At 65.9% G+C, this 23379-nt stretch carries 18 protein-coding genes and 1 tRNA gene; 8 read left to right on the forward strand and 11 right to left on the reverse strand.

Annotated features, from left to right (window positions below; translation table 11 throughout):
- Nucleotides 1-82: 82 nt before the first annotated feature.
- The 3 genes from ACX80X_RS01070 (at nucleotide 83) to ACX80X_RS01080 (ending at nucleotide 2116) form a co-directional block, all read left to right on the forward strand.
- Nucleotides 83-991, forward strand: a complete 909-nt coding sequence (locus ACX80X_RS01070; protein WP_252601085.1) for an FAD-dependent oxidoreductase — start codon at nucleotides 83-85, stop codon at nucleotides 989-991.
- A gap of 101 nt (nucleotides 992-1092) precedes the next feature.
- Complete coding sequence (gene deoC, locus ACX80X_RS01075) at nucleotides 1093-1818, forward strand: deoxyribose-phosphate aldolase (RefSeq protein ID WP_252601082.1); 726 nt, start codon at nucleotides 1093-1095, stop codon at nucleotides 1816-1818.
- A 52-nt stretch (nucleotides 1819-1870) separates the two neighbouring features.
- A complete protein-coding gene (locus ACX80X_RS01080; RefSeq protein WP_252601080.1) occupies nucleotides 1871-2116 on the forward strand; it encodes a SoxR reducing system RseC family protein in 246 nt (81 codons plus the stop codon).
- 103 nt (nucleotides 2117-2219) lie between these two features.
- On the opposite strand, the gene ACX80X_RS01085 is transcribed toward ACX80X_RS01080, so the two are convergent.
- The gene (locus ACX80X_RS01085) at nucleotides 2220-3041 is read right to left on the reverse strand and encodes a metal-dependent hydrolase (RefSeq protein ID WP_252601077.1); all 822 of its coding nucleotides are present in this window, start codon (nucleotides 3039-3041) and stop codon (nucleotides 2220-2222) included.
- 6 nt (nucleotides 3042-3047) lie between these two features.
- Nucleotides 3048-6728 carry a transcription-repair coupling factor gene (gene mfd, locus ACX80X_RS01090; protein ID WP_252613702.1) on the reverse strand — a complete coding sequence of 1227 codons (3681 nt, stop codon included), beginning with the start codon at nucleotides 6726-6728 and terminating at the stop codon, nucleotides 3048-3050.
- A gap of 193 nt (nucleotides 6729-6921) precedes the next feature.
- Here mfd and ACX80X_RS01095 point away from each other — a divergent pair, with 193 nt between their 5' ends.
- From ACX80X_RS01095 to nhaA, 4 genes are all read left to right on the forward strand, one after another.
- A complete protein-coding gene (locus tag ACX80X_RS01095) occupies nucleotides 6922-8475 on the forward strand; it encodes an SDR family oxidoreductase (RefSeq protein ID WP_252613703.1) in 1554 nt (517 codons plus the stop codon).
- Nucleotides 8476-8523: 48 nt separating this feature from the next.
- Nucleotides 8524-9021: a DUF2505 domain-containing protein gene (locus tag ACX80X_RS01100; protein ID WP_252613704.1), complete on the forward strand. Its 498-nt coding sequence runs from the start codon at nucleotides 8524-8526 to the stop codon at nucleotides 9019-9021.
- A gap of 3 nt (nucleotides 9022-9024) precedes the next feature.
- A complete protein-coding gene (locus ACX80X_RS01105) occupies nucleotides 9025-9246 on the forward strand; it encodes an SCO4848 family membrane protein (RefSeq protein WP_252601070.1) in 222 nt (73 codons plus the stop codon).
- Nucleotides 9247-9317: 71 nt separating this feature from the next.
- Nucleotides 9318-10631 (forward strand): Na+/H+ antiporter NhaA, encoded by a 1314-nt coding sequence (gene nhaA, locus ACX80X_RS01110; protein ID WP_252607831.1) that lies wholly within the window; start codon nucleotides 9318-9320, stop codon nucleotides 10629-10631.
- 44 nt (nucleotides 10632-10675) lie between these two features.
- Here nhaA and sufU read toward each other — a convergent pair whose 3' ends face one another.
- From sufU to ACX80X_RS01155, 9 genes are all read right to left on the reverse strand, one after another.
- Nucleotides 10676-11125, reverse strand: coding sequence for a Fe-S cluster assembly sulfur transfer protein SufU (sufU, locus tag ACX80X_RS01115; protein ID WP_252607830.1), 450 nt, complete (start codon nucleotides 11123-11125; stop codon nucleotides 10676-10678).
- Nucleotides 11126-11149: 24 nt separating this feature from the next.
- Nucleotides 11150-12475 carry a SufS family cysteine desulfurase gene (locus tag ACX80X_RS01120; protein WP_252613705.1) on the reverse strand — a complete coding sequence of 442 codons (1326 nt, stop codon included), beginning with the start codon at nucleotides 12473-12475 and terminating at the stop codon, nucleotides 11150-11152.
- A gap of 400 nt (nucleotides 12476-12875) precedes the next feature.
- A complete protein-coding gene (locus ACX80X_RS01125; protein WP_374209892.1) occupies nucleotides 12876-15596 on the reverse strand; it encodes a LuxR C-terminal-related transcriptional regulator in 2721 nt (906 codons plus the stop codon).
- A complete protein-coding gene (locus ACX80X_RS01130; RefSeq protein ID WP_252607829.1) occupies nucleotides 15583-18321 on the reverse strand; it encodes a LuxR family transcriptional regulator in 2739 nt (912 codons plus the stop codon). Before ACX80X_RS01130 ends, ACX80X_RS01125 begins: the two co-directional genes overlap by 14 nt.
- Before the next feature lie 112 nt (nucleotides 18322-18433).
- Nucleotides 18434-19030, reverse strand: coding sequence for an aminoacyl-tRNA hydrolase (gene pth, locus ACX80X_RS01135; protein WP_252607828.1), 597 nt, complete (start codon nucleotides 19028-19030; stop codon nucleotides 18434-18436).
- A gap of 80 nt (nucleotides 19031-19110) precedes the next feature.
- Nucleotides 19111-19701: a 50S ribosomal protein L25/general stress protein Ctc gene (locus ACX80X_RS01140; RefSeq protein WP_252607827.1), complete on the reverse strand. Its 591-nt coding sequence runs from the start codon at nucleotides 19699-19701 to the stop codon at nucleotides 19111-19113.
- A 235-nt stretch (nucleotides 19702-19936) separates the two neighbouring features.
- Nucleotides 19937-20917, reverse strand: a complete 981-nt coding sequence (locus ACX80X_RS01145) for a ribose-phosphate diphosphokinase (protein WP_056348072.1) — start codon at nucleotides 20915-20917, stop codon at nucleotides 19937-19939.
- On the reverse strand, nucleotides 20917-22398 hold the full coding sequence (glmU, locus tag ACX80X_RS01150) for a bifunctional UDP-N-acetylglucosamine diphosphorylase/glucosamine-1-phosphate N-acetyltransferase GlmU (protein WP_252607826.1): 1482 nt from the start codon (nucleotides 22396-22398) through the stop codon (nucleotides 20917-20919). The genes ACX80X_RS01145 and glmU overlap by 1 nt, the downstream gene beginning before the upstream one ends.
- A gap of 110 nt (nucleotides 22399-22508) precedes the next feature.
- A tRNA-Gln gene (locus tag ACX80X_RS01155) sits at nucleotides 22509-22580 on the reverse strand.
- Between the two features lie 149 nt (nucleotides 22581-22729).
- Here ACX80X_RS01155 and ACX80X_RS01160 point away from each other — a divergent pair.
- On the forward strand, nucleotides 22730-23374 hold the full coding sequence (locus ACX80X_RS01160) for a TetR/AcrR family transcriptional regulator (protein WP_252601047.1): 645 nt from the start codon (nucleotides 22730-22732) through the stop codon (nucleotides 23372-23374).
- Nucleotides 23375-23379 lie beyond the last annotated feature (5 nt).

Consider the following 23379-nt stretch of genomic DNA (forward strand, 5'->3'; position numbering starts at 1 on the left):
CGCCTGAAAAGCCCGCCGCCTACGCTGGGATTCATCACGAAGTCCCGGCCGCTCCAGCGGCCGCCAGCGAAAGGGCCAGCACATGTCCGCTCCGGCACCGTCCACCTCAGTTTCCCCGGCTCCGCGCATCGTCATCGCCGGGGCAGGGCCCGCCGCACAGGCGCTGGTCCGCCAGCTGGACGGTGCACGCTTCCGCGGCACCGTCACCGTCCTCAGCAACCGGGACGACGCTCCCGCCGAACTCCTGGAGCTCGCAGAGCTGCCACAGGTATCCGTCCGCTTCGGCCAGCCAGCGAGCTTCATCGACGCGGAGAACCGCTCCGTCACCACCGCCGACGGCATGGAACTGGGCTACGACGAACTGGTCATCGCCACCGGATCAGCGCCCGTCGCGTCCCCCGTGGCGGGCGCCGGCCGCTGCCTGAGCTACTCCACGATCGACGACGCCGCCCGGATCGGCGACGCCGTCAAGGAAGTGACGCGGGAACTGGGCCGGCGGCCACTGGGAATCCTTGTGGGAACCGGCGCGGCAGCGGGCCAGGCCGAAGCAGTGCTGCGGTCCCGCGGCGTCAGGCCCATCCGCACAACGGTCCGGCCGGCCGCCGTGGTGCACTCCATCCACGGCTCAGGCCTGACCGCCTCCGGGGTTGTCTTCGAGGACGGCAGCAGCATGAACGGCGACCTGGTTGTCCTGGCCGAAGAGCGGGTTGCCCGCGACGGACTCGCCGCCAGCGCCGGACTCGCCACTGCCCCCAACGGCGGAATCGCCATCAGCAAGGACTTCAGGACATCGGTCTCCGGCATCTGGGCGATTGGTGACGCCGCAGCGTTCGACGGCGTCCGGCTGGGACTGCTGGTCGCCGCGGCTTCTGCCGCCGGAGCCTGCGCCGCGCAGCTGATGACGGCTACATCAGCGGCGGAAAGCCTGGCAGCCCGCGTTGTGGAAGGCGTGACCACGGGTGTGGCGGAGCGCGTGCCTGCGGCCGCGTAAGCGTCCGCCCGCCGCGACACCCGCTGTGACAAGATGGTCACCTGAACAGCCACGCAGCGTGTGGCTCCGGCGGCCCACAAGGCCACATGGAAAGGACCATCATGAGCAACGCAGCCACTCCTGCCGACCAGACTGGAGCCGGTACGGTCTCAGCGTCGGGCAACATCGCTTCCTATATCGACCACACGCTCCTCAAGCCCGAGGCCAGCGAAGCGAAGATCCTCAAAGTGTGTGCCGAGGCTGCCGAGTACCACTTCAAGTCGGTCTGTGTGAATCCCGTCTGGGTCAAGACGGTCAAAACCGCGCTCAAAGGGTCCGGTGTACTGACGTGCTCGGTGATCGGTTTTCCCATGGGTGCCACGCCCAGCGACGTGAAGGCTTTTGAAGCCCGCGGCGCAGTGCTGGACGGTGCGGACGAAATCGACATGGTCATCAACATCGCGGCCGCCCGCGCCGGTGACAAGGGTGCGCTGGTGGACGATATCTCCGCCGTCGCGGACGCGGTTCACGCGGGCGGGGCCATCCTGAAGGTCATCATCGAAACCGCATTGCTCAGCGATGACCAGAAGGTTCTTGCCTGCCAGGCGTCCGTTGAAGCCGGGGCGGACTTCGTCAAGACGTCCACGGGGTTCAACGGCGGGGGTGCCACGGCCGAGGACATCGCCCTGATGCGCCGCACCGTCGGCCCCGATCTCGGCGTCAAGGCGTCCGGCGGCGTACGTTCCCTGGCCGATGCGCAGGCTATGATTGCTGCAGGTGCAACACGTATTGGTGCCAGTTCCGGCATCGCCATCGTCAAGGGTGAACAGGGTTCATCCGGCTACTGACGCCGGCCCGGAGCCGCCACAGTTTGAGCCCCGCGGGGCCGAGGAGGAACGAATGTCCAGCAAGACCACAGAGTCCGGCAACGCCACGGTACAGACCCCCCAGAACGAGAACAGCCTTCTGGGCAGCGTCCTTCTGTTTGTACCCATTATGGCGCTGTTCCTGGGCTCCATCTACTCCCTGTCCTTCCTCACGCTCGGCAACCCGTGGCCGATGGCCGCCTGCCTGGGCATGTTTTTCCTGGCGTTCTGGATCCCGCAGACCATCACCGGTCGCTCCGATTCAGCCGGCGGCAAGTAAGCACCCTCTGTTACTCAAAAGGCTGGGGCCCCGGATCATTTCCGGGGCCCCAGCCTTTTAAGTCACATACGCCTGGATACTGGCCGCTCGAGGACCGGCCGCGTCAGCCCGCGCCAAGCAGCCGGCTGACCGCGGTATTTCCGATCGCCATGGCGGCTGGGAAATGTGTTTTCGCCAACGACCAGGCCGCGACGCACATGCCCACCATCGCGTAGGCGCTGACCGGGATCAGCACCAGCCACTCGCGCCGGGAACCTGCGCTGCCCAGCAGCGGCAGGGAAAAGGCGCCGTTGGCTTTCCAGACGTCGTTGAGCACCGGCAGCTTCCGGAGGAACTTTGGTGGCTTGATGACGATCGGCCAGAGCAGCGGCACGCCCCCGGTGGTGATCATGTCCCCCACTATGTGGACCACTACCCCGCTCAGCATCGACACAGGCAGCCAGGTCCACTGCTCCGGCGCGAACCAGGTCACCAGTCCGGCCATGGCCAGGGCAAAGATCCAGTTGCTGATAAATCCCGACTTGGGAAACAGCTTCAGCGCCTTGGCCGCAATGTTGATCATGAACATGCACAGCAGGCCGGCACCCACGGACAGCAGGCCCCAGTCCGTCTGCAGCTGGAACTGCCCGGCCATCATGGCCAGCAGCACGAAGAACGCCGCACCGAGCACCGAGTGGGTGCCTTGCCGGTGTCCGCCGCTGGCGTTCTCAATACCCACGGCGATCAGGTTGGACAGCGGCGGCAGCGAGTTGGCCACGGTGCTGTGGCGGTGGTCCCAGTCGCACACGAGCGCTGTCCCCGCCGTCGCCATCCCGCCGATGAGGATTCCCGTGGCGTCCAGCGGATACCAGCCCAGCGTGTACGGACCCGTTGAGGCAATAGCTACCCACGCCGCGGCTCCCGACGCGGCGTGATGTCCTCCCATCAAGCTCTAACTCACCACCAGTGGCGCGTCGGAGAAGATGTTGCGGATAACCCCGTTGGCCCACTCCAGGATCTCGGCGTCCTGCAGGTCGCGGCCGCCGATCCTTGCCGTCTTGGGCTTCGGTATCAGCACAGCGTCCAAGGCCGGCTTGGACTGGGAACCCGGGTACATCCGGGTCAGCCGCATCAGTTTCGACTCCGGCAGCTGCGCCGGCGAGAACTTGATGAAGTTTCCCTGCAGCGCGACGTCGGACAGGCCGGCTTCGCGGGCCCCCACCCGGAAGCGGGCCACGGCGATGAGGTTCTGGACCGGCAGCGGCGGCTCGCCGTAGCGGTCCACAAGCTCGGCCAGGACCTCTTCGATGGCCTCGTACGTCACCGCGGAGGCCAGCTTCCGGTAGGCCTCCAGGCGGAGCCGCTCCCCCGGCACATAATCGTGCGGGAGGTGGGCGTTGACCGGCAGCTCGATCTTCATTTCGGCGGCCTTTTCCTCGGCATCCCCGCGGAAGTCGGCCACCGCCTCACCCACGAGGCGGATGTAAAGGTCGAAGCCAACACCCTGGATGTGGCCGGACTGCTCACCGCCCAGCAGGTTGCCCGCCCCGCGGATTTCGAGGTCCTTCATGGCCAGCTGCATGCCGGCGCCAAGCTCGTTGTGGGTGGCCACGGCTTTGAGCCGTTCCAGGGCCACCTCGCCCAGGGGCTTCTCGGACGGGTACAGGAAGTAGGCATAGGCGCGTTCACGGCCGCGGCCCACCCGCCCGCGGAGCTGGTGCAGCTGGGAGAGGCCGTACTTGTCCGCCCCGTCCACGATCAGGGTGTTGGCGTTGGAGATGTCCAGGCCGGTCTCGATGATGGTGGTGCATACCAGGACATCGAAACGCTTTTCCCAGAAGTCCACAATGATCTGCTCCAGCCGGCTCTCGGACATCTGCCCGTGCGCCACCTCAACACGTGCTTCCGGAACCAGTTCACGGATCTTCGCGGCCGTCCGGTCGATGGTGGACACGCGGTTGTGCACAAAGAACATCTGGCCTTCGCGCATCAGCTCACGCCGGATGGCCGCCGAGGTCTGCTTGTCCGTGTACGGTCCCACATATGTCAGCACGGGATGGCGTTCCTCCGGCGGGGTGGCCAGCGTGGAGGTTTCCCGGATGCCGGTCAACGACATCTCCAGGGTCCGCGGAATCGGGGTGGCGCTCATGGCCAGCACGTCCACGTTGGTCCGCATCTTCTTCAGCGCTTCCTTGTGCTCCACACCGAAGCGCTGCTCCTCGTCCACGATCACCAGGCCCAGGTCCTTGAACGCGAAGTCCTTCGACAGCAGCCGGTGGGTGCCGATGACGACGTCAACGGAGCCGCTCTTGACGCCCTCAACGGTCTCTTTGGTTTCCTTGGTCCCTTGGAACCGCGACAGGGCTTTGACCCGCAGGGGGAACCCGGAGAAGCGCTCGGTGAACGTTTCGAAGTGCTGCTGGGCGAGCAGGGTGGTGGGCACCAGGATCGCCACCTGCTTCCCGTCCTGGACCGCCTTGAACGCGGCCCGGACGGCGATCTCGGTTTTGCCGTAGCCCACGTCGCCGGACACCAGGCGGTCCATGGGGATCTCGCGCTCCATGTCCGCCTTGACCTCATTGATGGTGGTCAGCTGGTCCGGCGTCTCCACGTACGGGAAGGCCTCCTCCAGCTCACGCTGCCACGGGGTGTCCGGTCCGAACGCGTGGCCCTTTGAGGCCATCCGCGCGGAGTACAGCCGGATGAGCTCGCCGGCGATCTCCTTGACGGCCTTGCGTGCCTTGGACTTGGTGCTGGCCCAGTCGGAGCCGCCCATCTTGCTGAGCACAGGGGTATCGCCGCCAACGTAGCGGGTCACCTGGTCCAGCTGGTCGGTCGGGACAAACAGGCGGTCCCCGGGGGCGCCGCGCTTGGACGGGGCGTATTCCAGGACCAGGTACTCGCGGACGCCGTCTCCGCCGCCCGCCACCTTGCGCTGGATGAGTTCGATGAAGCGGCCAATGCCGTGCTGTTCGTGCACCACGGAATCGCCGTTGACCAGCTGCAACGGGTCCACGGCATTCCGCCGCTTGGACGGCATACGCCGCATGTCCTTGGTGGAGCCCGCGGAAGTCCTTCCCAGCAGGTCCGCTTCAGTGAGCAGCCCCAGCTTGAGGCTGTCCAGGACAAAACCGCGTCCGACGGCGGCAGTGGTCACCTCGATGATGCCCGCCTGCGGCTCCTTCTCAAGCGTGTCCACCCGGGCACAGGGGATGTCGGCGTCGTGGAAAAGTTCCGCCAGGCGCTGCGCCGGGCCGGGACCCTCCGTGGCCACTACGATCCGCCACTGGTCCCGGACGTGGGAGCCGATGAAGTCCATCATCTCGGCCACATCACCCTGGTACCCGCGCGGTTCGCGGGCGCGGAGGTTCAGAACGTCGATCTCGGGCAGCAGCTCCTCGTCAGTGGCCAGCGACGTGATGGACCACCAGGACACCTCATGCTCCAGCGAGAAGCTCCGGGTTTCGGCCAGGGAACGGAAGCTGGCGGAATGCAACGCTGCCGACGCCTGCGAACTGAGGTCCAGCGGAGCCGTGCCGCCATCCGAGGCCGTGGACCAGGCTGCTTCCAGGAACTCCTCGTTGGTGGCCGCAAGATCATGTGCGCGCCTGCGGACCTTTTCCGGTTCAATGATCACCGAGATGGACCCGGCGGGCAGCTGCTCCACGAACGGAACCATGGCGTCCACCAGCACCGGGGCCAGGGATTCCATCCCTTCCACTGCGATGCCGCCGGCGATCTTCTCCAGCATGTCCGCGGCCGCGGGAAGCTGCGCCTTCAGGGTGGCCGCGCGCGACATCACCGACGGCGTGATGAGGATTTCGCGGCAGGGCGGGGCGTGGAGCTCGGTGGGGTGATGCACACCGGGCGCCGACAGCGAGCGCTGGTCGGCCACCGCGAACCAGCGCATCTGGTCCACCTCGTCGCCGAAGAACTCCACGCGGATGGGATGGTCCTCAGTGGGCGGGAAGACGTCGATGATGCCGCCGCGGACGGCAAACTCGCCACGGTGGGTGACCATGTCCACGCGTGCGTAGGCGGCATCGGCAAGGCTCCGCACCACGCTGGAGAACGGCATGTCCTGTCCCACCTTCAGCGTGACCGGAACCAGCTCGCCCAGCCCGGCGACGATCGGCTGGACCACCGCGCGGACCGGTGCCACCACCACACGCAGCCGGCCCGCCGTCGAACTTTCCGGGTGCGCCAGGCGGCGCAGGACGGACAGCCGGCGGCCCACGGTGTCCGAGCGGGGCGAGAGCCGTTCGTGCGGCAGGGTTTCCCAACTGGGGAACTCGGCCACTGAATCGGCCGGCAGGTAAGCGCGCAGGGCCGCTGTCAGATCCTCTGCTTCGCGTCCTGTCGCGGTGACCGCCAGCACCACAGGAGGGAGCCCGCCGTCGGGAGTTCCTTCGTCGGAGCCGGCGTCCAGGCCATCTGCCATTTCCGCCAGCAGGACGGCGCGGAGTCCGGCCGGCGCGCTGATCTGGTAGTCCTGGCCCCGGACGTCAAAACCCCTGGCCGCCTCCGCCTGGACCCGCGCGAACGTCTGGTCTTCTGCCAGGACACGGCGCAGTCCGGTCAGCGAGGGACCACCGTTGGACGGGCCAGGATGGGACGGGCCAGTGGGGCTCATGGCGGAAACTCCTGTGGGTTCATGCCTGTGGGTTCATGGGATCGCAGGCAACACGAAAGCCCGAAATTCACTTCGAATCCCGGGTCATCCCAGCCTACCCCTGCCCCGGGGCCCGCCGGGCACCCCGTTGCTAAGCTTGCTGAGGAAGCGCGCCTGTTGCGCGCCTCCGCCCGCCTGGCCTGAGGAGCTTTCAGTGAGCGATAGCAATAGTCCGAGCGACACTCCACCCACGGTGGCAGCGGGGACGGCGCGAACCGTCCTGGTGACCGGCGCCACCGGCTACATCGGAGGCCGCCTGGTCCCCCGGCTGCTGGAGGCCGGGCACACCGTCAAGGTCCTGGTCAGGACACCGGCAAAGATCGCCGGCGTGCCGTGGCTGGGCAAGGTTGAGGTCATCGAGAGCAGTCTCGACGACGGCGGAGCCCTGGAGCAGGCGCTGGCCGGCGTCGACGTGCTCTACTACCTCGTCCACTCCATGGCCTCCGGCGCCGGCTTCGAGTCCAAGGAAAAGGCCATGGCGGAAACGGCGGCCAGAGCCGCTGCCGCCGCCGGCGTAGGCCGGATCGTCTACCTGGGCGGCCTGCACCCGGCCAACGTGGAACTGTCCACTCACATGCGGTCCCGGGAAGCCGTGGGAAAGGTGTTCCTGGACAGCACCGTGGACGCGGTGGTCTTCCAGGCCGGGGTGGTGATCGGTTCCGGGTCCGCGTCCTTCGAAATGATCCGCCACCTGTCCGAAGCGCTTCCGCTGATGCCGGCCCCGAGCTGGGTGCGCAACAAGATCGAGGCAATCGCCGTCCGGGACGTGCTGCACTACCTTGTGGGCGCCGCATCCTTGGACGGGCCCGTCAACCGCACCTTCGACATCGGCTGCCGGCAGGTCCTGAGCTACGCGGGCATGATGAAGGAATACGCCGCCGAGGCCGGGCTGCCGTACCGGGTGGTGCTGGCTCTGCCCATTCCCGCCCCGAGGCTCGCCGGCGTGTGGGTGGCCCTGACCACGCCCATCCCGCTGTCCATGTCGCTCCCGCTCGTCGAGTCGCTGCAGCACGATGCCGTGTCCCGCGAACACGACATCGACGCCCATATCCCGGTGCCGGCGGGCGGCCTGACCCCGTACCGGCGGGCCGTTGCCCTCGCCCTGGGCAAGGAGCGTGACGGCCAGGTGGAAACCACATGGTCAAATGCCGGGGCCGACGCCGATCCGCTGCCCAGCGATCCGGACTGGGCAGGCCACACGGTCTACGTGGATGAACGGACCTTCCACGGCGAAGTTGATCCCGCCGACGTGTGGACCATCATCGAAGGAATCGGCGGCCGGAACGGCTGGTATTCCCTGCCGCTGGCATGGTGGGTACGTGGCTGGCTGGACAAGCTCACCGGCGGCGCGGGCCTGCTGCGGGGACGAAGGCACCCAGGCACCCTGGCCTCGGGCGAAGTGGTGGACTGGTGGCGCGTGGAACGGATTGAGCGCGGAAAACTGTTGCGCCTCCGCGCGGAGATGCGCGCCCCCGGACGTGCTTGGCTTGAACTGTCCGTAGAACCTGACGGGACGGGCAGCCGCTACCGGCAGCGGGCCATTTTCTTCCCCAAGGGCCTCAGCGGAAAGCTCTACTGGCTTGCCGTGCTGCCGTTCCATAGCCTCATTTTTCCGGCGATGGCACGGAACATCACCACGGCGGCGCAGAAAATCGCCGGCGCCGACAGTGCGGAGGCCGGTTCCAACAACACGCAAGGCTCCCCGTAGGATGTGGGGAGCAAAAAGCGTTCTGACCTACACATCACTGGAGGACCCATGGCACTGAGTGCAACCACTACCCTTCCGCACGCCGTCGACAGCGTCGCTGCCGTCTTTATCAACGAGGACTTCCAGCGGCACACGAGCCAATTCGTTGGCGGCACACTTGAATCCTTCGAGGTGGCCGGAGACGTTGACGGAGTATTCAGCACCACCTCGGTCCGCACGCTGCCCACCACCCGGCTGCCGGAGATCGCCCGTAAGTTCGTGGGCGAAAAGCTCACGGTGACGCAGGTGGAGAACTGGGACGCCCCGGCGGCCGACGGTTCCCGCCAGAGCAACATCACGCTGAAGATCGCCGGCGCCCCTCTTGATGTGACCGCGGTCCAGCGGCTCGTCGCGGAGGCCGGCAGCACGCGCATTGAACTCGAAGGCAACGTGACCTCCTCCGTCCCGTTCCTGGGCGGCAAGATCGCCGAGGCAGCTGAACCCATGGTGGCCAAGGCCCTGAACATCCAGTCACAGCAGGCCCAGGCCTGGCTCGAAAGCCACTAGGCCATGCAGCTCCCCCTGTTTGCGGGCTTGGTCCTGATTATCGCCGGCCTCTGGTCCCTGGTGATCTGGCCGCAGTTCCTGCGCCGCGTGATGAAGGATCCCAGGGCGCGGGACGCCGCCGGCAAGGCCACAAAGTTCCTCACCGTCCACGTGGTGCTGGTCAGCATCTCCATGGTGCTGGGAGCCGCCACTGCCGTGATCGGGGTTATGGGGCTGCTCGGGTAGGCTGGACACAGGTGCGCCGGGAAGTCTGGTCGGCAACAGTTTTGCCGACCCCTTAATTCCAGGAGCCACCCATGGCCAAGCGCCCTTCCCGCCCCGCCTTCGCTGCCAAAGTCCTCAGCCGCTCAAGCTACCCCGAATTCCTGCGGATCTCAGAGATCCTCAGGCTGGAAACAGCCGGCGGTGCCCTCCTTTTGCTGGCCACAGCCGCGGCCCTCGTCTGGGCCAACTCGCCTGCGGCTGAGGGCTACTTCGCGCTGCGTGACCTGAAAATCGGCTATGAGCCCTGGCACCTCCGGCTCTCCCTGGGGCTTTGGGCGTCGGACGGTCTCCTGGCCATCTTCTTCTTCCTGGCCGGCCTGGAACTCAAGCGGGAGTTTGTCTCCGGTGAACTCCGCAAAGTGTCCAAGGCGGTGGTTCCGGTGGCCGCGGCCGTGGGCGGCGTGGCAGTTCCGGCCCTGATCTACACGCTGGTGAACCTGGGCCAGGACGCCGAGAGCCTGCGGGGATGGGCCATTCCCACAGCCACCGACATCGCCTTTGCCCTGGCCGTGCTGGCCGTCATAAACACCCACCTGCCTGCGGCCCTCCGGACCTTCCTGCTCACCTTGGCCGTAGTGGATGACCTGCTGGCCATCGGCATCATCGCCTTCTTCTACTCGTCCGGACTGCAGCCGCTCTTCCTGTTGGCGGCACTGGTTCCGCTGGGGCTGTTTACCCTGCTGGTCCAGAGGAGGGTCCGCAGCTGGTACCTGTTGCTGCCGCTGGCCGCCGCCACCTGGGGACTCGTGCACGCTTCCGGTATCCACGCCACGGTGGCCGGTGTGCTGCTCGCTTTTGCCGTGCCGGTGCTGGCGTCGCAGAAACGCGGTGAGGCGGGTTCCGGTATGGCTGAGTCCCTGGAACACCGGCTCCGCCCGCTTTCGGCAGGTTTCGCCGTCCCGGTCTTCGCCTTCTTTTCCGCCGGAGTTGCCGTGGGCGGCCTCGACGGCTTCCGATCGGCCCTGGCGGATCCCGTGGCGGTGGGAATTGTGGCTGCCTTGGTGGCCGGCAAAACGATTGGCGTGTTCGGTACTACCTACCTGATCACTAAGACCACCAGGGCAAAGCTCGACGACGGTCTGGCCTGGATCGATGTTGCCGGCCTTGCGATGTTGGCCGGAGTGGGCTTCACGGTGTCGCTGCTGATCGCCGAGCTGAGCTTCGGTGCGGGCTCGGCCTACGATGACCACGCGAAGGTGGCCATCCTCACCGGATCACTGGTTGCCGCCCTGCTCGCCACCGTGGTGCTCCGGCTGCGGAACCGGCATTACCGCGCAGTGGAACTTGCGGAACGGCATGATGCTGACGGCGACGGCATCCCGGACGTTTTCGAGCACCGGGGCTGACAGCGGCGCGGCCGGGCCTCGGCCCGGCTTCGGCCCGTGCGTGCCTAGGCTGCCTGGTTCAGGGCGTCCTCGGCGGCCACCCAGGAAATCATGGCGCATTTAACGCGCGCGGCGTAGCGGGCCACACCCTCGAAAGCCGCGGCGTCGCCCAGGATCTCGGGATCGGCGTGGATCTTCCCGCGCGAGCGGAGTACTTCGCGGAAGTTGCCAATGACGGCGTGGAGCTCGTCCACGGTCATTCCCTCCGCGAGTTCGCTGAGGACCGACGCCGATGCCATCGAGATGGAACACCCTTCGCCGTCCCAGGAAATCTGCGCCACCTTGCCGTCTTCCACGGCCACCCGCAGCGTGACTTCGTCGCCGCAGACCGGGTTGAGCTGGTGGGACTGGCCCGTGGACGCCCCCGCCGGCACGGCGATGCCGGCCAGTCCGCTGCCGTGACGGGCTTTGGAATGGTCAAGGATGATCTGCTGATACAGCTGGTCAAGGCTCATGGTGGTGTACCTTCGGTGATCGCGCTAGACGCGGAAGTAGGAGCGGACTCCGGCGACGGCTTCCAGGAAGGCATCGACGTCGTCGGTGGTGTTGTACAGGTAGGCGCTTGCCCTGGTGGTTGCGGTCAGGCCCAAGCGGCGGTGCAGCGGCTGGGCGCAATGGTGACCCACGCGGACGGCGATGCCCCTGGAATCCAGGAACTGCCCGACGTCGTGCGCGTGCACGCCGTCGACGTGGAACGCGGCAAGGCCGATCCGTTCCTGTCCGGCGGCAGGCCCCAGCACGCGGATGCCGGGAATGGACTCCAGCCCCGCCACCATCCGCTGGCCGAGCTCCGCTTCCCAGCGGTGCACCCGGTCCAGGCCGGTTTCCGTGAGGTAGTTGGCTGCGGCGGCCAGGGCAACGGCCTGCGAGATGCGCTGGGTGCCGGCCTCGAAGCGCTGCGGCGCGGGCAGGTACTCGGCCCGTTCCATGGTCACCGTGGTGATCATGGAACCGCCTGTGATGAACGGTGGCAGCACGTCCAGGAGGTCCTGCTTGCCGTAGAGGACCCCGATTCCGGTAGGCGCCAGCATCTTGTGGCCGGAGAACACGGCGAAGTCGACGTCAAGCTCCTTGACGTTCAGCGGCAGGTGCGGTGCCGACTGGCAGGCGTCCAGGACCACCAGGGCTCCGGCCTGCCGCCCCAGCGCAACCAGTTCCTGTACGGGGTTAATTGTGCCCAACACGTTGGAGGCGTGGGTGAACGCGAGGACCTTAGTTTTGCTTCCCAGGATCTCGGCCGCAATATCCAGCCGCAGGGCACCGGCGTCGTCGATGGGGATGTAACGAAGCGTGGCGCCTGTGCGGAACGCCAGTTCCTGCCAAGGGATCAGGTTGGCGTGGTGCTCCATTTCGGTCACCACGATCTGGTCACCCGGGCCCACTGCGAGGTCTTTCAGCCGGGCGTCGCCGCGCCCCTGCGCCGCCCACAGCGCGGCGTTGGAGAGCGAGTAGCTGAGCAGGTTCAGGCCTTCGGTGGCGTTGGAGGTCCACACCGTTTCCGCGTAGCCGGCACCGATGAATTCCGCTATGGTCTCGCGGGCACCTTCGAACACCTCTGTTGCTTCCACGGCAAGGTAGTGGGCCCCGCGGTGCACGGCAGCGTTGCGCTGTTCGTAAAACTCCTGCTCAGCTTCGATGACACTGAGCGGGTTTTGCGAGGTGGCGCCCGAATCGAGGTATACCAGGGGCTGGCCGTTCACCAGCTGGCCAAGTACGGGGAAGTCGTTTCGAATCCTGAGGACTTCGGCGTTATCCATGGCCGGCACTGCGCGTTCCAGCGTGGCAGGCGTTGATACTAGGGCCAAAGCTAAACTCCTTGAGATGCCAATGGATTGACACTCAATTGTCCCACAACACCACTATGGCGGCGGCCCGATGGGCAACCGCCACAGCAGCTCCGGGCTTCAGCCCGCGGAGGTGAGGGCCGGCGACGGCTGGGGGGAGAGTCTCGGTCTCAGAAGACTCTGACGTCGCCGGCCCCGCTTCGATCCAGCCCCAGGGCCGGAAGTTTGCTTCAAAATGAGGCCTGAAAGTCTGTTGGCCGGTCCGCGGTTTTGGTGGCTCCGTGTTTTCCTGCCGCACTAAGTCAATCGCATGCTGAAGCTCAGCACACGAGTAGGCAGTACTCTACTTTTTGGGGCCGGGGCTACGCGTTTCCGGACGTCCTTACACAGGGTCCCGGACGCATGGCGTCCGTACGCAGGCCTAGTTCGGAAGGGCCGAAGCCAGTTCGTCGCGGCTCCGCACGCCGAGTTTGACGTACGTGCGGTAGAGGTGGCCCTCCACAGTACGCACGGACACCATGAGTCTTTGTGCGATCTCCCGGTCGGTGAGACCTTTCACGGCGAGCTCTACGATGTCCTGTTCCCGGCGGGTGAGGTGCACGCTGGGGGCTGCGGCGATGAAGTGGCCTTCCCGGAACCGCTCGCCCAGTTCGTGGTCGCACTTCTCCCGCAGGGCCACCGCCTGACGGGCCCGCCGGCGCTCACCGGAGCTCTCAAGGACGGTGCTCGACCGCGCGTAGGCTTCCCGCGCAAGGTTAACGAATCCCGCGCCTTCAAGCATGGCTGCCGTTTCCATGATGGAATCGGCGTCCTCGGACTCCCAATGCCCCGCCAGCGTGAGCATTGCCGCGGCCCAGCGGCCTTCCACGCTCCCCGCCAGTGAGTGGACCAACGGGATCACGGAATGGTCGCCCAGGTCCCAGCAGAGAGCCAAGAGTTCCAGGAGTGTCCCGGCCCGTGTGGTCACCTCGGGTGTGGTGGCCAGTGTGTGGAGGCGCGCCAGGCCTTTTCCGTCATGCGCCACATACTCCGATGCCGCTGCCGCGTACGCCCTCGCAAGGAGTCCGTAGCCGGGGGAACCCTGCGGTGAATCCTTGTAATCCAGCTCAAGCCGGCCGGCCTGGGCGGCGTCGCCGAGCCTCGCCGCTACATAAAACGCCAGCCCGGAACCAAACCGGAACATCTGCAGCGGATCGTTGAGCCTCAGGGTCTCCACCGCCGGCAACAGCGTTTGATAGGCGCGTTCCATCCGCCCCTGCCGCAGGAGCGAGTAGCCACGGAGCACCTCGAGGCTGCCGCCGAAATAGGCGACACCCCGCGGCTGCCCGGCAGCATAGTTCGCCGACTCCCGTTCCGCCGAGTCCCACTCCCCCATGGCCAGGTAATCTGCCACCAGGCGGCCAAGGACAAATTCGTTGAAGAAGAACACGCCACCCTGCAGTGAGGGAAGTTCCGAGACTGCCCGCAATGCGGCATCCAGCCCCTGGACGGCCCGTCCGGCCGGGGCGAGCGAATGGGCCAGCAGCGCCAGGCCCACCGCACGCAGGGCGTCGTCCGTGGCATCGCCGGCGCGGCTGCTCCGAAGGTCCTGGACCTCGGCCTCCAAGGCCTGGTGGTTGCCTGCTTCGCAAAGTTCCAGCAGGCGAAGCAAGCGCTCCTGCCAGGGCCCGGCCGGCGCGCCGGCGGTCTCTTGGGAATCCGGCGGCACAGCATCCGGGCCAGCCGTCATGACGCCTGCGCCCTGAAGCGCATCACGGGAATCGGCCGCGAATACTGACAGCGGCGTTCCCAGAGCCTGGTGTGCCATGGCCCTGAGCATCAGGACCGGAACAGCCCAGGCACCGTTCCCCAGCTGCAGCCAGCATCCGTCCAGGAGCTTGGCCGCACCCGCAAAGTCGCCTTCATTGAATAAGGCGCGTCCCTGGACGGCCTGTGCCTGCGGCACGAGGTCCGGGTCCACGACCTTCGCCGCCATCATCCGGCTGCTCCGGTTCCGGGAGTGGACCAAGGCAGTGCCGGCCGCCTCAAGCAGCTCGGGATCGGATATTTTCAATCCACATTCAAGGGCCCATTCCACGGCCCTCATCCTGCCTTCAGACCCTTCGGGAGCGGTTCCCAGCTGATCCCGGATCTTTTCAAGCAGCTGCAGGCTCCGGGACACCGAGATACTTGTGCGGAGCGCCTCGCCGAACACGGAGTTCCAGATCCGGAGATCGGCTGGAATGCCGGAACTTTCCACCATCATCTGCTGGTCCAGCAGCGTGCGCACTACTTCAGCGCCAAAAATATCCTCGATCACCTTCCGGCTCACGGGTCCTGCGAGGGCGACAAGTTTCAGGACTTCCTGCTCTTCCGGGCTGCGGCGGAGCATGTCCTTCACCACCACCTCGGCGAGCCTGGGTCCGTCGGCAGGCAACGGGCCCAGCAGCATCCAGATCCCGTTACGCTTTGCGAGTTCGCCCCGCTCTGCGGCATCATGCAGCAAGGCATCAAGAATCCGCGGATTTCCGCCAGACGCGCTCCAGATTGTGTCAATGGTTCCGGAGGGGATTGTTCCATCAAGTGCGTGGGAGAGGACTTCCTCGACCTGCTCCCGGTTCATGGGTCGGAGATCCACACGGTCAGCCAGGCCGTCATACCAGAGCTGAGCGAGCGGCTGGGGCAGCCCGGGCCGCGGCCTGCCGGCAGCAAGCACTGTGGCCCAGCCAGCGGAGATCATGTCGGCCACGATGCTGGCCGTTGCCTCGTCCAGGTGATGGGCGTCATCCATCATCAGAAGCAACGGGGTATCCTTGCCGGCTTTCAGCTTCTCAAAGTACCTCCACACGGACCGCAGCACAGCCACCGAAGACACGGAGTCTTCGGCCGTCAGCTCCGCCGTGTAGGGCGCCAAAACTCCAAAGGGAACGCCGGACAGCGACGAACTTCCATGGATCTGAACAATGATCATCTCCTGGGAAAGCCGCTCGGTGATGGCCTCGGTCAGCGTTGACTTCCCGATGCCCGGGCCCGCCATGAGGAACACGGCCTGGCTCGTGCGGCTGCGAATGATGTTGCAGATCCGGTCCAGCGGCTCACGCCGGCCCGTGAGCAGCCGATATTGCGTTCCCTGTTTGGCAGCGTGGCCGTTAGACGAGTCCAGTCAGATCACCCCTGGATGTAACTCCGAGCTTGGTAAAGACCTGGTAAAGGTGGCCTTCCACAGTGCGCACGGACACGCCCATCTCCACGGCGATATCGCGGTTGGACGCGCCCCGGCCGGCCAGCCGCGCGATCTGCCTCTCCCTGGCAGTCAGTAGAGGGCTGCCGCTGCTCGGCACGATCGGCAGGCTTGCCACGGTGGCTGCGAGGATGTCCAGTCGGGCCTGTGCATTCCTGGCGGAAACCGAGTCACCGGCCTGCCGGGCGTAGTCAACGGCCAGCGCCATGCACCGGGCCTCAACGGCATCCAGTTCCAGGGTGGCCGCCAGTTCCCCGCCGGCAAGCAACGTTTTGGCGTCGTGGGTGCGGCTGCCCACGGCGACAAGACGCGAAATTTCCGCCAAGGGGCCCTGGCGTTGCCCGGCCACTTGTTCCATCAGCCGGAAGTCCGCTTCCGTGCCGTTGACCGTGGCTCCGAGCAGGCTGATCCCGGCCAGGGTGAACCTGCCTGCCGCGATGTCACGGCGGGCTGACTGCTTGAGGCGGGTGGCTGCGTCATTGTCCCCCAGCCATCGGGCGGCCATATCAGCGCAGAATTCAATGCGGCTCCGGGTGGCATGGTCAGCGGCACCTGCCGTCCGCTGCAGCCGGTCAAGATACTGCCGGGACTGCCCGGCATTGCCGATCTGCGCATACGCGAAGGCGATGGCGGCGTAGGCGGCGCGGAGCAGGTTCTGGACGGGCCGCAGTTCCAGCTGTGCAGCGGCCGAGAGCAGCGAATCAAGGGCAACGGCGCCGCGGCCCGAGTACACATAGGCGATGCCGGCCGCTAGCTCCGCGGCGGCGCTCCGGTAAGGGAGCCGGTGGAACTCGCGCGCGGAAGGCGGATCCAGGAGGTCGATGCACCGGCGCCATTGCCCTGCCATCAGGAGCACGTTGTACGCCCGGCCGGCGAACCTCTCGCGCAGCCCCACGATCTCGGCGGCGTCCGAGATCTGCCCGCCCAGCTGCCTCATCAGGCTCAGGGCGTCCATTTCCCGCCCGGCCATGGACAGGGCGCTCATGAGGATCACCGCTGAGTTCATCCTGAACCAGGTGTCCGGATTCTGCCCGGGGTCGGCAGCGGCTTCCAGTGCCGGCAAGGCGGAGGCGTAGTCCCCCACAAAAGCCTGGTACTCGAATTCGCTGAGGCTGATCCGGTTGGCCGCAGCAGCCAGCGGCTCCGGCCAGCCCTTCGCAATTCCTGGCTCCACGCCCAGCCGCTCCCGTGCCGTCTGCAGCAGCGCCGGCACCCGGGCGGTGTGTTCGGGGAGCCAGACCATGACCCGAGATTTGGCCTCGACCACCCGGGCGAACTCCTCAACGTCCAAGTTGTCCAGCTGCGGCTGGGAAATATCGTCCAGTGCTGCCATGGCCTGCACCGGGAGGTCCATGAGCAGGTACGCTGCGGCTTTCTGCCGCTGGGCAGGCACCCATTGAGGGTCATTCCGCTTCAGCGTGTCGGCATACTTGAGGGCAAAATGGGGGTCAAAGAGCTGCACTGCGGCTTCGGCGGCGGCAAGCGCCATGGCCGGACTCAGCTCGGCCTCGCATTCCTGGGTCCAGGCGCCGAACGCCATCAGTTCTTCCATCGTCATCGTGGCAGGGTCAGGTTCCTTGCCGCCCAGGAGCAGGCTCCGCAGTTCCCTTCGCCGAGTGATGCTGAGCCAGGAGCGGACAACGTCGCCGAGGTACTTTTCACGCAGTGAAACCCATCGGTTGTCCGAGGAATCGATCTCCAGCAGGCCCGAATCTTCCATGTCCGCCACCACGCCGGCACCGTACACTTTGGTCAGCCTGGACAGTTCCACGCTGCGGGCGCACGAGAGCATCTCGATGACGTCCCGTTCCTCCGGAGACTTCCGGGTCCACTGGGACCGGACGATGTCGTCGAGGCTGGCCGCGCCGTCGAGCACCACCTTGTCCCGAAGAGTCCAGACGGAGTCCGACAGAACCAGGTTCCCCGAATGCTGCTGCTCGGTTACAAGCGCTTTCAGGAGCAGGGGGTTGCCGCCAACCATGGTGTGGAAAGTGCTGACCAGGGAGGCCGAAACGCGGTGGCCCAGCAGGGAAAGCAGCACCTGGCGGGTCTGCAGCTCATTGAGGTTGTCCAGCCTGACCTCGGTGAGCCGGCGGTCGTTGAGGAGCCAGTGGAAGTCGGCGGGTAGATCACTGACCATGGGCGCCACGGCCACCATGCGGGCGGTCCCGGTCAGGAGGATGTTGAGCAGGACGCCGGCGCTCATATCATCAATGCTGCCGGCGGTGTCCAGGGTGATGACACACTGGCGCCCCGCGGCATCGCTTTTGATGAGGGACGTAATGCCACGGAGGATGGCTGTGGGCGACCCCATGTACGCCTGGGGAAGACGCGCCAGCAGGAAAGCCAGGCAGCCGTAGGGTGTTGTGCCGGACGACGGTCCGCTGCGCAGCTGCAACGTCCAGATATCCGGGCCAAGCTCGGCGACGGCTGTCCTGGCCAAGGATGACTTACCTACACCGCGTCCGCCGGTGATGACGACTCCCAGGGAGTCGAGGCTGGTCAGGGCGGCGCGGACCGCTTCGAGGTTGGCACTCCGTGCGGGCACGGACCATCGCTGCGGCTCTGACACGCCTGCAGTGTCGGTGCGCAGCTCAAGGTCGTTGAGCGGTGACCCACGTCCCCAGCTGAGTGGCTCGATTGACATGAACTTGTCCCCTACATCCCACTAAAGCGGGATAAGCCCCATCGCTCCCCCGCTTAGGAAGAAGACTACCCCTTGGCACACGCAGGTAAACAGGGACAGGCGGTTTTAAGTTTTATTCCTGAACGTCTGACCTGACCGGATGGAACTTCTGCTGGGCCGCAGTCAGCCCTTCCCTGACCAGCATCTCCACGGCATCAGCCGCCTCATCGAGCAGGAACGGAAGGTCCTTGCGCTCTGCAGTGCCAAAATCGCGCAGGACATAGTCTGCAGTGTCCATCCGCCCTGGAGGGCGCCCCACGCCTACCCGTACCCGGAGGTAATCCTTGGTGGCCAGCGCCTTGGACATGTCCCTGAGGCCGTTGTGGCCGCCCTCACCGCCGCCGCATTTCAGCTTTATGGTGTTAAACGGAATATCAATCTCATCGTGCACCGCGACAACATGGTCAGGGTCAATGCCGTAAAAATTTGCCAGGCCGGACACCGGGCCGCCGGAAACATTCATGTAGCTCATCGGCTTGGACAGCACCACCCGGGGACCGCCGATCCCCAGCCGTCCTTCGAGCACCTGGGCGCGTGCCTTGTGGGTTTTGAACTTGCCACCCATCCGGCCCGCGAGTTCGTCCAGGACCATCTGGCCGACATTGTGCCGGTTGCCCTTGTATTCGGCCCCGGGGTTTCCGAGGCCAACGATCAGCCAGGTGTCAGTCATTATTCAATCCTAAGGTGGTCCGGACATGGCAGTGGCCGGACCCCCGACAGGGCCCGGCCACATATCAAACTGTGCCGTTATTACTCGCCGGCGACTGCGGCTGCGGAGTCAGCCTGTGCCTCTTCCTCAGAGACCTCAGTGGCCTCGGAGATGTGGACAACCAGGGCGTCGGCGTCGGCCAGCAGGACCGAACCCTTCGGCAGGACCAGGTCGGAAGCGTGGATGTGCTGTCCGGCGGAGCGGCCTTCGATGTCGACCTCGATGGCGGTGGGCAGGTGGGTTGCCTCAGCCTCAAGGGAGATGACGGTGAGTTCCTGGTTGAAGACGCTGCCCGGAGCCAGTTCGCCAACGATGTGAACCGGGATGTCCACGGTGACTTTTTCGCCCTTGATGACGGTCAGCAGGTCGATGTGCTCGATGATCTGCTTGATCGGGTCGCGCTGGACGTCCTTGACCAGGGCCAGGTGCTCTTCGCCGTTGACGTCCAGGGACAGCAGGGCGTTGGCTTTGCGGACTGCAAGCGTGGTGGCCTTGGCCGGAAGCGTGATGTGGATCGGCTCGGCGCCGTGGCCGTAGATGACGGCGGGGATCAGGTCGGCCATGCGCGCGCGGCGGGCGAAGCCCTTGCCGAATTCGGTGCGTACTTCTGCTGCGAGCTTCTGCTCAGACATGTGTATCTCCTCGGAAGACTAAAAGGTGTTCAGCAAGGGCGGAGGTCTGTTACGACCTTCAACGCCGGGCGGCCGTGAGGCCGCCCTTCCAGAAGGGAGATTCAGACCCAGTCGATAACGGAGACCTGCAGTCCGGTTTCCCGGATGCTCTCCCTCGCCAAGGTATCGTGAAAAAGCTTACCAGCGCCGGGCCAAATTACTGAAAACGGCGGTCTCCACCAGCCCCCTGCTGGAATCAGGCGTTGCCGTCGAACAGGCTGGTGACCGAACCGTCGTCGAACACTTCGCGGATGGCGCGGGCGATCAGCGGTGCGATGGATAGCACCGTCAGCTGCGGGAACTGCTGATTCGCGGTGAGGGGCAACGTGTTGGTGACCACCACTTCGCGGGCGCCGGATTCGGACAGCCGCTGGGCCGCGGGCTCGGAGAACACAGCGTGCGTCGCGGCGATGATGACGTCCTTCGCCCCGGCGTTCTTCAGGACCTGGACCGCTCCGGAAATGGTGCCGCCGGTGTCGATCATGTCATCGATCAGGACGCAGGTCCGGCCCTCGATCTGGCCCACGACAGTCTTGGAGACGGCCTGGTTGGGAACGGTAAGGTCACGGCTCTTGTGCACAAACGCCAGCGGCGCTCCGCCCAGGCGTTCGGCCCACTGCTCCGCGACGCGCACGCGGCCCGTGTCCGGCGACACCACGGTGACGTTGTCGGCGGCGACGCGGGTACGGATGTAATCGGCCAGGAGCGGGATGGCCATGAGGTGGTCCACAGGCCCGTCGAAGAAACCCTGGATCTGCGAGGTATGCAGGTCAACGCTCATGATGCGGTCAGCGCCGGCGGTCTTGTACAGGTCCGCCACCAGGCGGGCGGAAATAGGCTCGCGTCCACGACCCTTCTTGTCCTGCCGCGCATACGGGTAGAACGGGGACACCACGGTGATGCGCTTGGCGGAGGCCCGCTTCAGCGAATCGATCATGATCAGCTGTTCCATGAGGTGGTTGTTCAGCGGAGCCGGGTGGGCCTGGATGACGAACGCGTCGGTTCCCCGGACGCTTTCTCCCGCGCGGACGTAAATCTCCCCGTTGGCGAAGTCGTAGGCATCCACGGGCAGCAGCTCGGTACCCAGCTCCTTGGCGATTTCCCGCGCCAGCTCGGGGTGCGCCCGCCCAGCGGCAAGTACCAGCTTCTTCTCGCCGCGTGCCGTAATTTCGCTCATTATCGCTGGTCCTCTTCTGTCGATGCTGGGGTATGTGAGGAATCTGAGGCGGCGGCCTGAGCCAGTTCCGCCGAGCGTGAGCCGGGGCGGTTGGCCACAACCCAGCCCTCGTCGTTGCGCTGCGCTGCAACGGACACGACGAGCGCCCCTGCCGGGACGTCCTTGCGGATCACCGCGCCGGCGCCGCTGTAGGCACCGTCCCCCACGGTGACCGGTGCAACAAAGACTGTGTTGGAACCTGTGCGGACGCCCGAGCCGATCACCGTGCGGTGCTTCTTCTCGCCGTCGTAATTGGCCGTGATGTTGCCGCAGCCAATGTTGGTGTCCTCGCCGATTTCGGCGTCGCCTGCGTAGCCGAGGTGGGAAAGTTTGGAGCCGCGGCCAATCGTGACGTTCTTGGTTTCGTAGAACGCACCGATCTTGCCGGTGTCGCCGAGCACTGTGCCGGGACGCAGGTAGGTGAAAGGGCCGACGGCGGCGTCCGCACCGATCACGGCGCCGGAACCGTGCGTGCGGGTCACCTTGGCGCCCTCGCCGATGCGGACATCGGTCAGGGTGGAGTCGGGGCCGACGACGGCGTCCCTCGCCACGGTGGTGGCACCGTGCAGCTGCGTGTTGGGCAGGATGCGGACGTCCTCGTCCAGGGTGACAGTGGAATCGATCCAGGTGGTGGCGGGGTCAACTACGGTGACCCCGGCGCGCATCCAGGCTTCAACGGTGCGGCGGTTCAGTTCCGCGCTGAGGGCGGAGAGCTGCACGCGGTCGTTGGCGCCCTCCACCTGCCAGCGGTCCTCGGTGACGACGGCGGCCACCCGACCGCCCGACTGCCGCGCGAGGCCCAGCACGTCGGTGAGGTACTTTTCGCCCTGCGAGTTATCAGTGGTGATGTGGACCAGCGCGTCACGGAGGACGTCGGCGTCGAAGGCGTAGATCCCGGAATTGACCTCGCGGATCAGTCGTTCGATTTCCGTTGCGTCCTTGTGCTCGCGGATGCCGGTCACGGAGCTGTCATCGCCGCGGAGAATGCGTCCGTAGCCCGTGGCGTCGTCCAGCAGCGCGGTGAGCACGGTAACGGCATTGGCTTCGCGCTCATGTGTGGCCACCAGGTCCGCCAACAGGCTGCCGGTCAGGAGCGGAACATCGCCGTAAGTGACCACGACGGTGCCTGCAAGTTTTTCCTGGGCGTCCAGTGCCTGCACGGCCACCTCAACGGCGCGGCCGGTGCCGGGGACGTCGTCCTGGTCCACGATCAGGGCTTCGGGGTCCAGCTGGTTCAGGTGGCGGGCAACCAGATCCCGCTCGTGGCGGACCACGAGGGCCAGACGTCCGGGGTTAATGCTGCGGGCTGCCAGCAGGGCGTGGCCCACCATGGACCGGCCGCCGATTTCGTGCAGGATCTTCGGGGTACGGGATTTCATCCGGGTACCGGCGCCTGCTGCCAGAACAATGACGGCGGCTGGGCCGGTATTCTCGGGGATCACGTACGGGTTCTCCTTGCTTGGTTGCGCGTTGCGCTGGGCGCGGTGCCTGTCCGGCCAAAATTCACGGCGGGGCACCGAGTTCATCCTACTGGACGGTCTTCGCACAGCAGTTCCGCCCATAGGATTCGAACCTATACTCCACGGCTCCAAAGGCCGGGGTGCTGCCATTACACCAGGGCGGACCATGCCACAGGCGCAAAGGCCAAGGCACAAGTATTTATTTTGCCATGGCTTCAGGGCAGCCCGCGACATTGGCAGGAATCACGGCAGCCAGGCCAGTGCACCGCCACCGGTTCCAACTGTTTCAGCAGCGCTAGGGCATGATGGAAATGTGAGCAACAACCCACCCCGGACACGGATGACAGGCGTACAGCGGCGCGGCCAGCTGGTAGACGTCGGCCGTGGCCTTTTTGCCGCTCGCGGGCTCGACGGGACCACCATTGAGGAAATCGCGGCCTGCGCCGGCGTTTCCAAGCCCGTGATCTACGAACATTTCGGCTCCAAGGAGGGCTTGTACACGCAGGTGGTGGACTTCGAGTTCCACATCCTGCTGGACTCGATCACCGCTGCCCTGACCGAAGAGGGCAAACCGCGTGTCCTGGTGGAACGCGCCGCCCTGGCCCTCCTCACCTACATCGAGGACCGGGCGGAGGGCTTCCGGATCCTCATGCGCGACGCACCGCCATCGCAGCCCGAAGGCGCTTTCTCCACCCTGCTGTCCCAGGTCACCGCCCGCGTGGAACACATCCTGTCCGACGAATTCCACCGCCGCGGCTTCAGCGCCCAGGACGGCGCGATGTACGCCCAGATGCTCGTAGGCATGGTGGCCATGACCGGCCAATGGTGGCAGGACAGCCGCCAGCCCGACAAACAAACCGTCGCCGCCCACCTGGTCAACCTCGCCTGGAACGGCCTCACCGGCCTCCAAAAAGACCCCGAGCTCCGCACCGAAGATTCAGCGCGAACGGACACTTAAGCCCC

The sequence above is a fragment of the Pseudarthrobacter sp. MDT3-1 genome (assembly GCF_054510755.1).

Bases quoted from the DNA above. Each gene is read 5' to 3' on its own strand.
- ACX80X_RS01070 (WP_252601085.1), top strand. From the start codon at position 83: ATGTCCGCTCCGGCACCGTCCACCTCAGTTTCCCCGGCTCCGCGCATC.
- deoC (WP_252601082.1), top strand. From the start codon at position 1,093: ATGAGCAACGCAGCCACTCCTGCCGACCAGACTGGAGCCGGTACGGTC.
- ACX80X_RS01080 (WP_252601080.1), top strand. From the start codon at position 1,871: ATGTCCAGCAAGACCACAGAGTCCGGCAACGCCACGGTACAGACCCCC.
- ACX80X_RS01085 (WP_252601077.1), bottom strand. From the start codon at position 3,041: ATGGGAGGACATCACGCCGCGTCGGGAGCCGCGGCGTGGGTAGCTATT.
- mfd (WP_252613702.1), bottom strand. From the start codon at position 6,728: ATGAGCCCCACTGGCCCGTCCCATCCTGGCCCGTCCAACGGTGGTCCC.
- ACX80X_RS01100 (WP_252613704.1), top strand. From the start codon at position 8,524: ATGGCACTGAGTGCAACCACTACCCTTCCGCACGCCGTCGACAGCGTC.
- ACX80X_RS01105 (WP_252601070.1), top strand. From the start codon at position 9,025: ATGCAGCTCCCCCTGTTTGCGGGCTTGGTCCTGATTATCGCCGGCCTC.
- nhaA (WP_252607831.1), top strand. From the start codon at position 9,318: ATGGCCAAGCGCCCTTCCCGCCCCGCCTTCGCTGCCAAAGTCCTCAGC.
- sufU (WP_252607830.1), bottom strand. From the start codon at position 11,125: ATGAGCCTTGACCAGCTGTATCAGCAGATCATCCTTGACCATTCCAAA.
- ACX80X_RS01130 (WP_252607829.1), bottom strand. From the start codon at position 18,321: ATGTCAATCGAGCCACTCAGCTGGGGACGTGGGTCACCGCTCAACGAC.
- pth (WP_252607828.1), bottom strand. From the start codon at position 19,030: ATGACTGACACCTGGCTGATCGTTGGCCTCGGAAACCCCGGGGCCGAA.
- ACX80X_RS01140 (WP_252607827.1), bottom strand. From the start codon at position 19,701: ATGTCTGAGCAGAAGCTCGCAGCAGAAGTACGCACCGAATTCGGCAAG.
- ACX80X_RS01145 (WP_056348072.1), bottom strand. From the start codon at position 20,917: ATGAGCGAAATTACGGCACGCGGCGAGAAGAAGCTGGTACTTGCCGCT.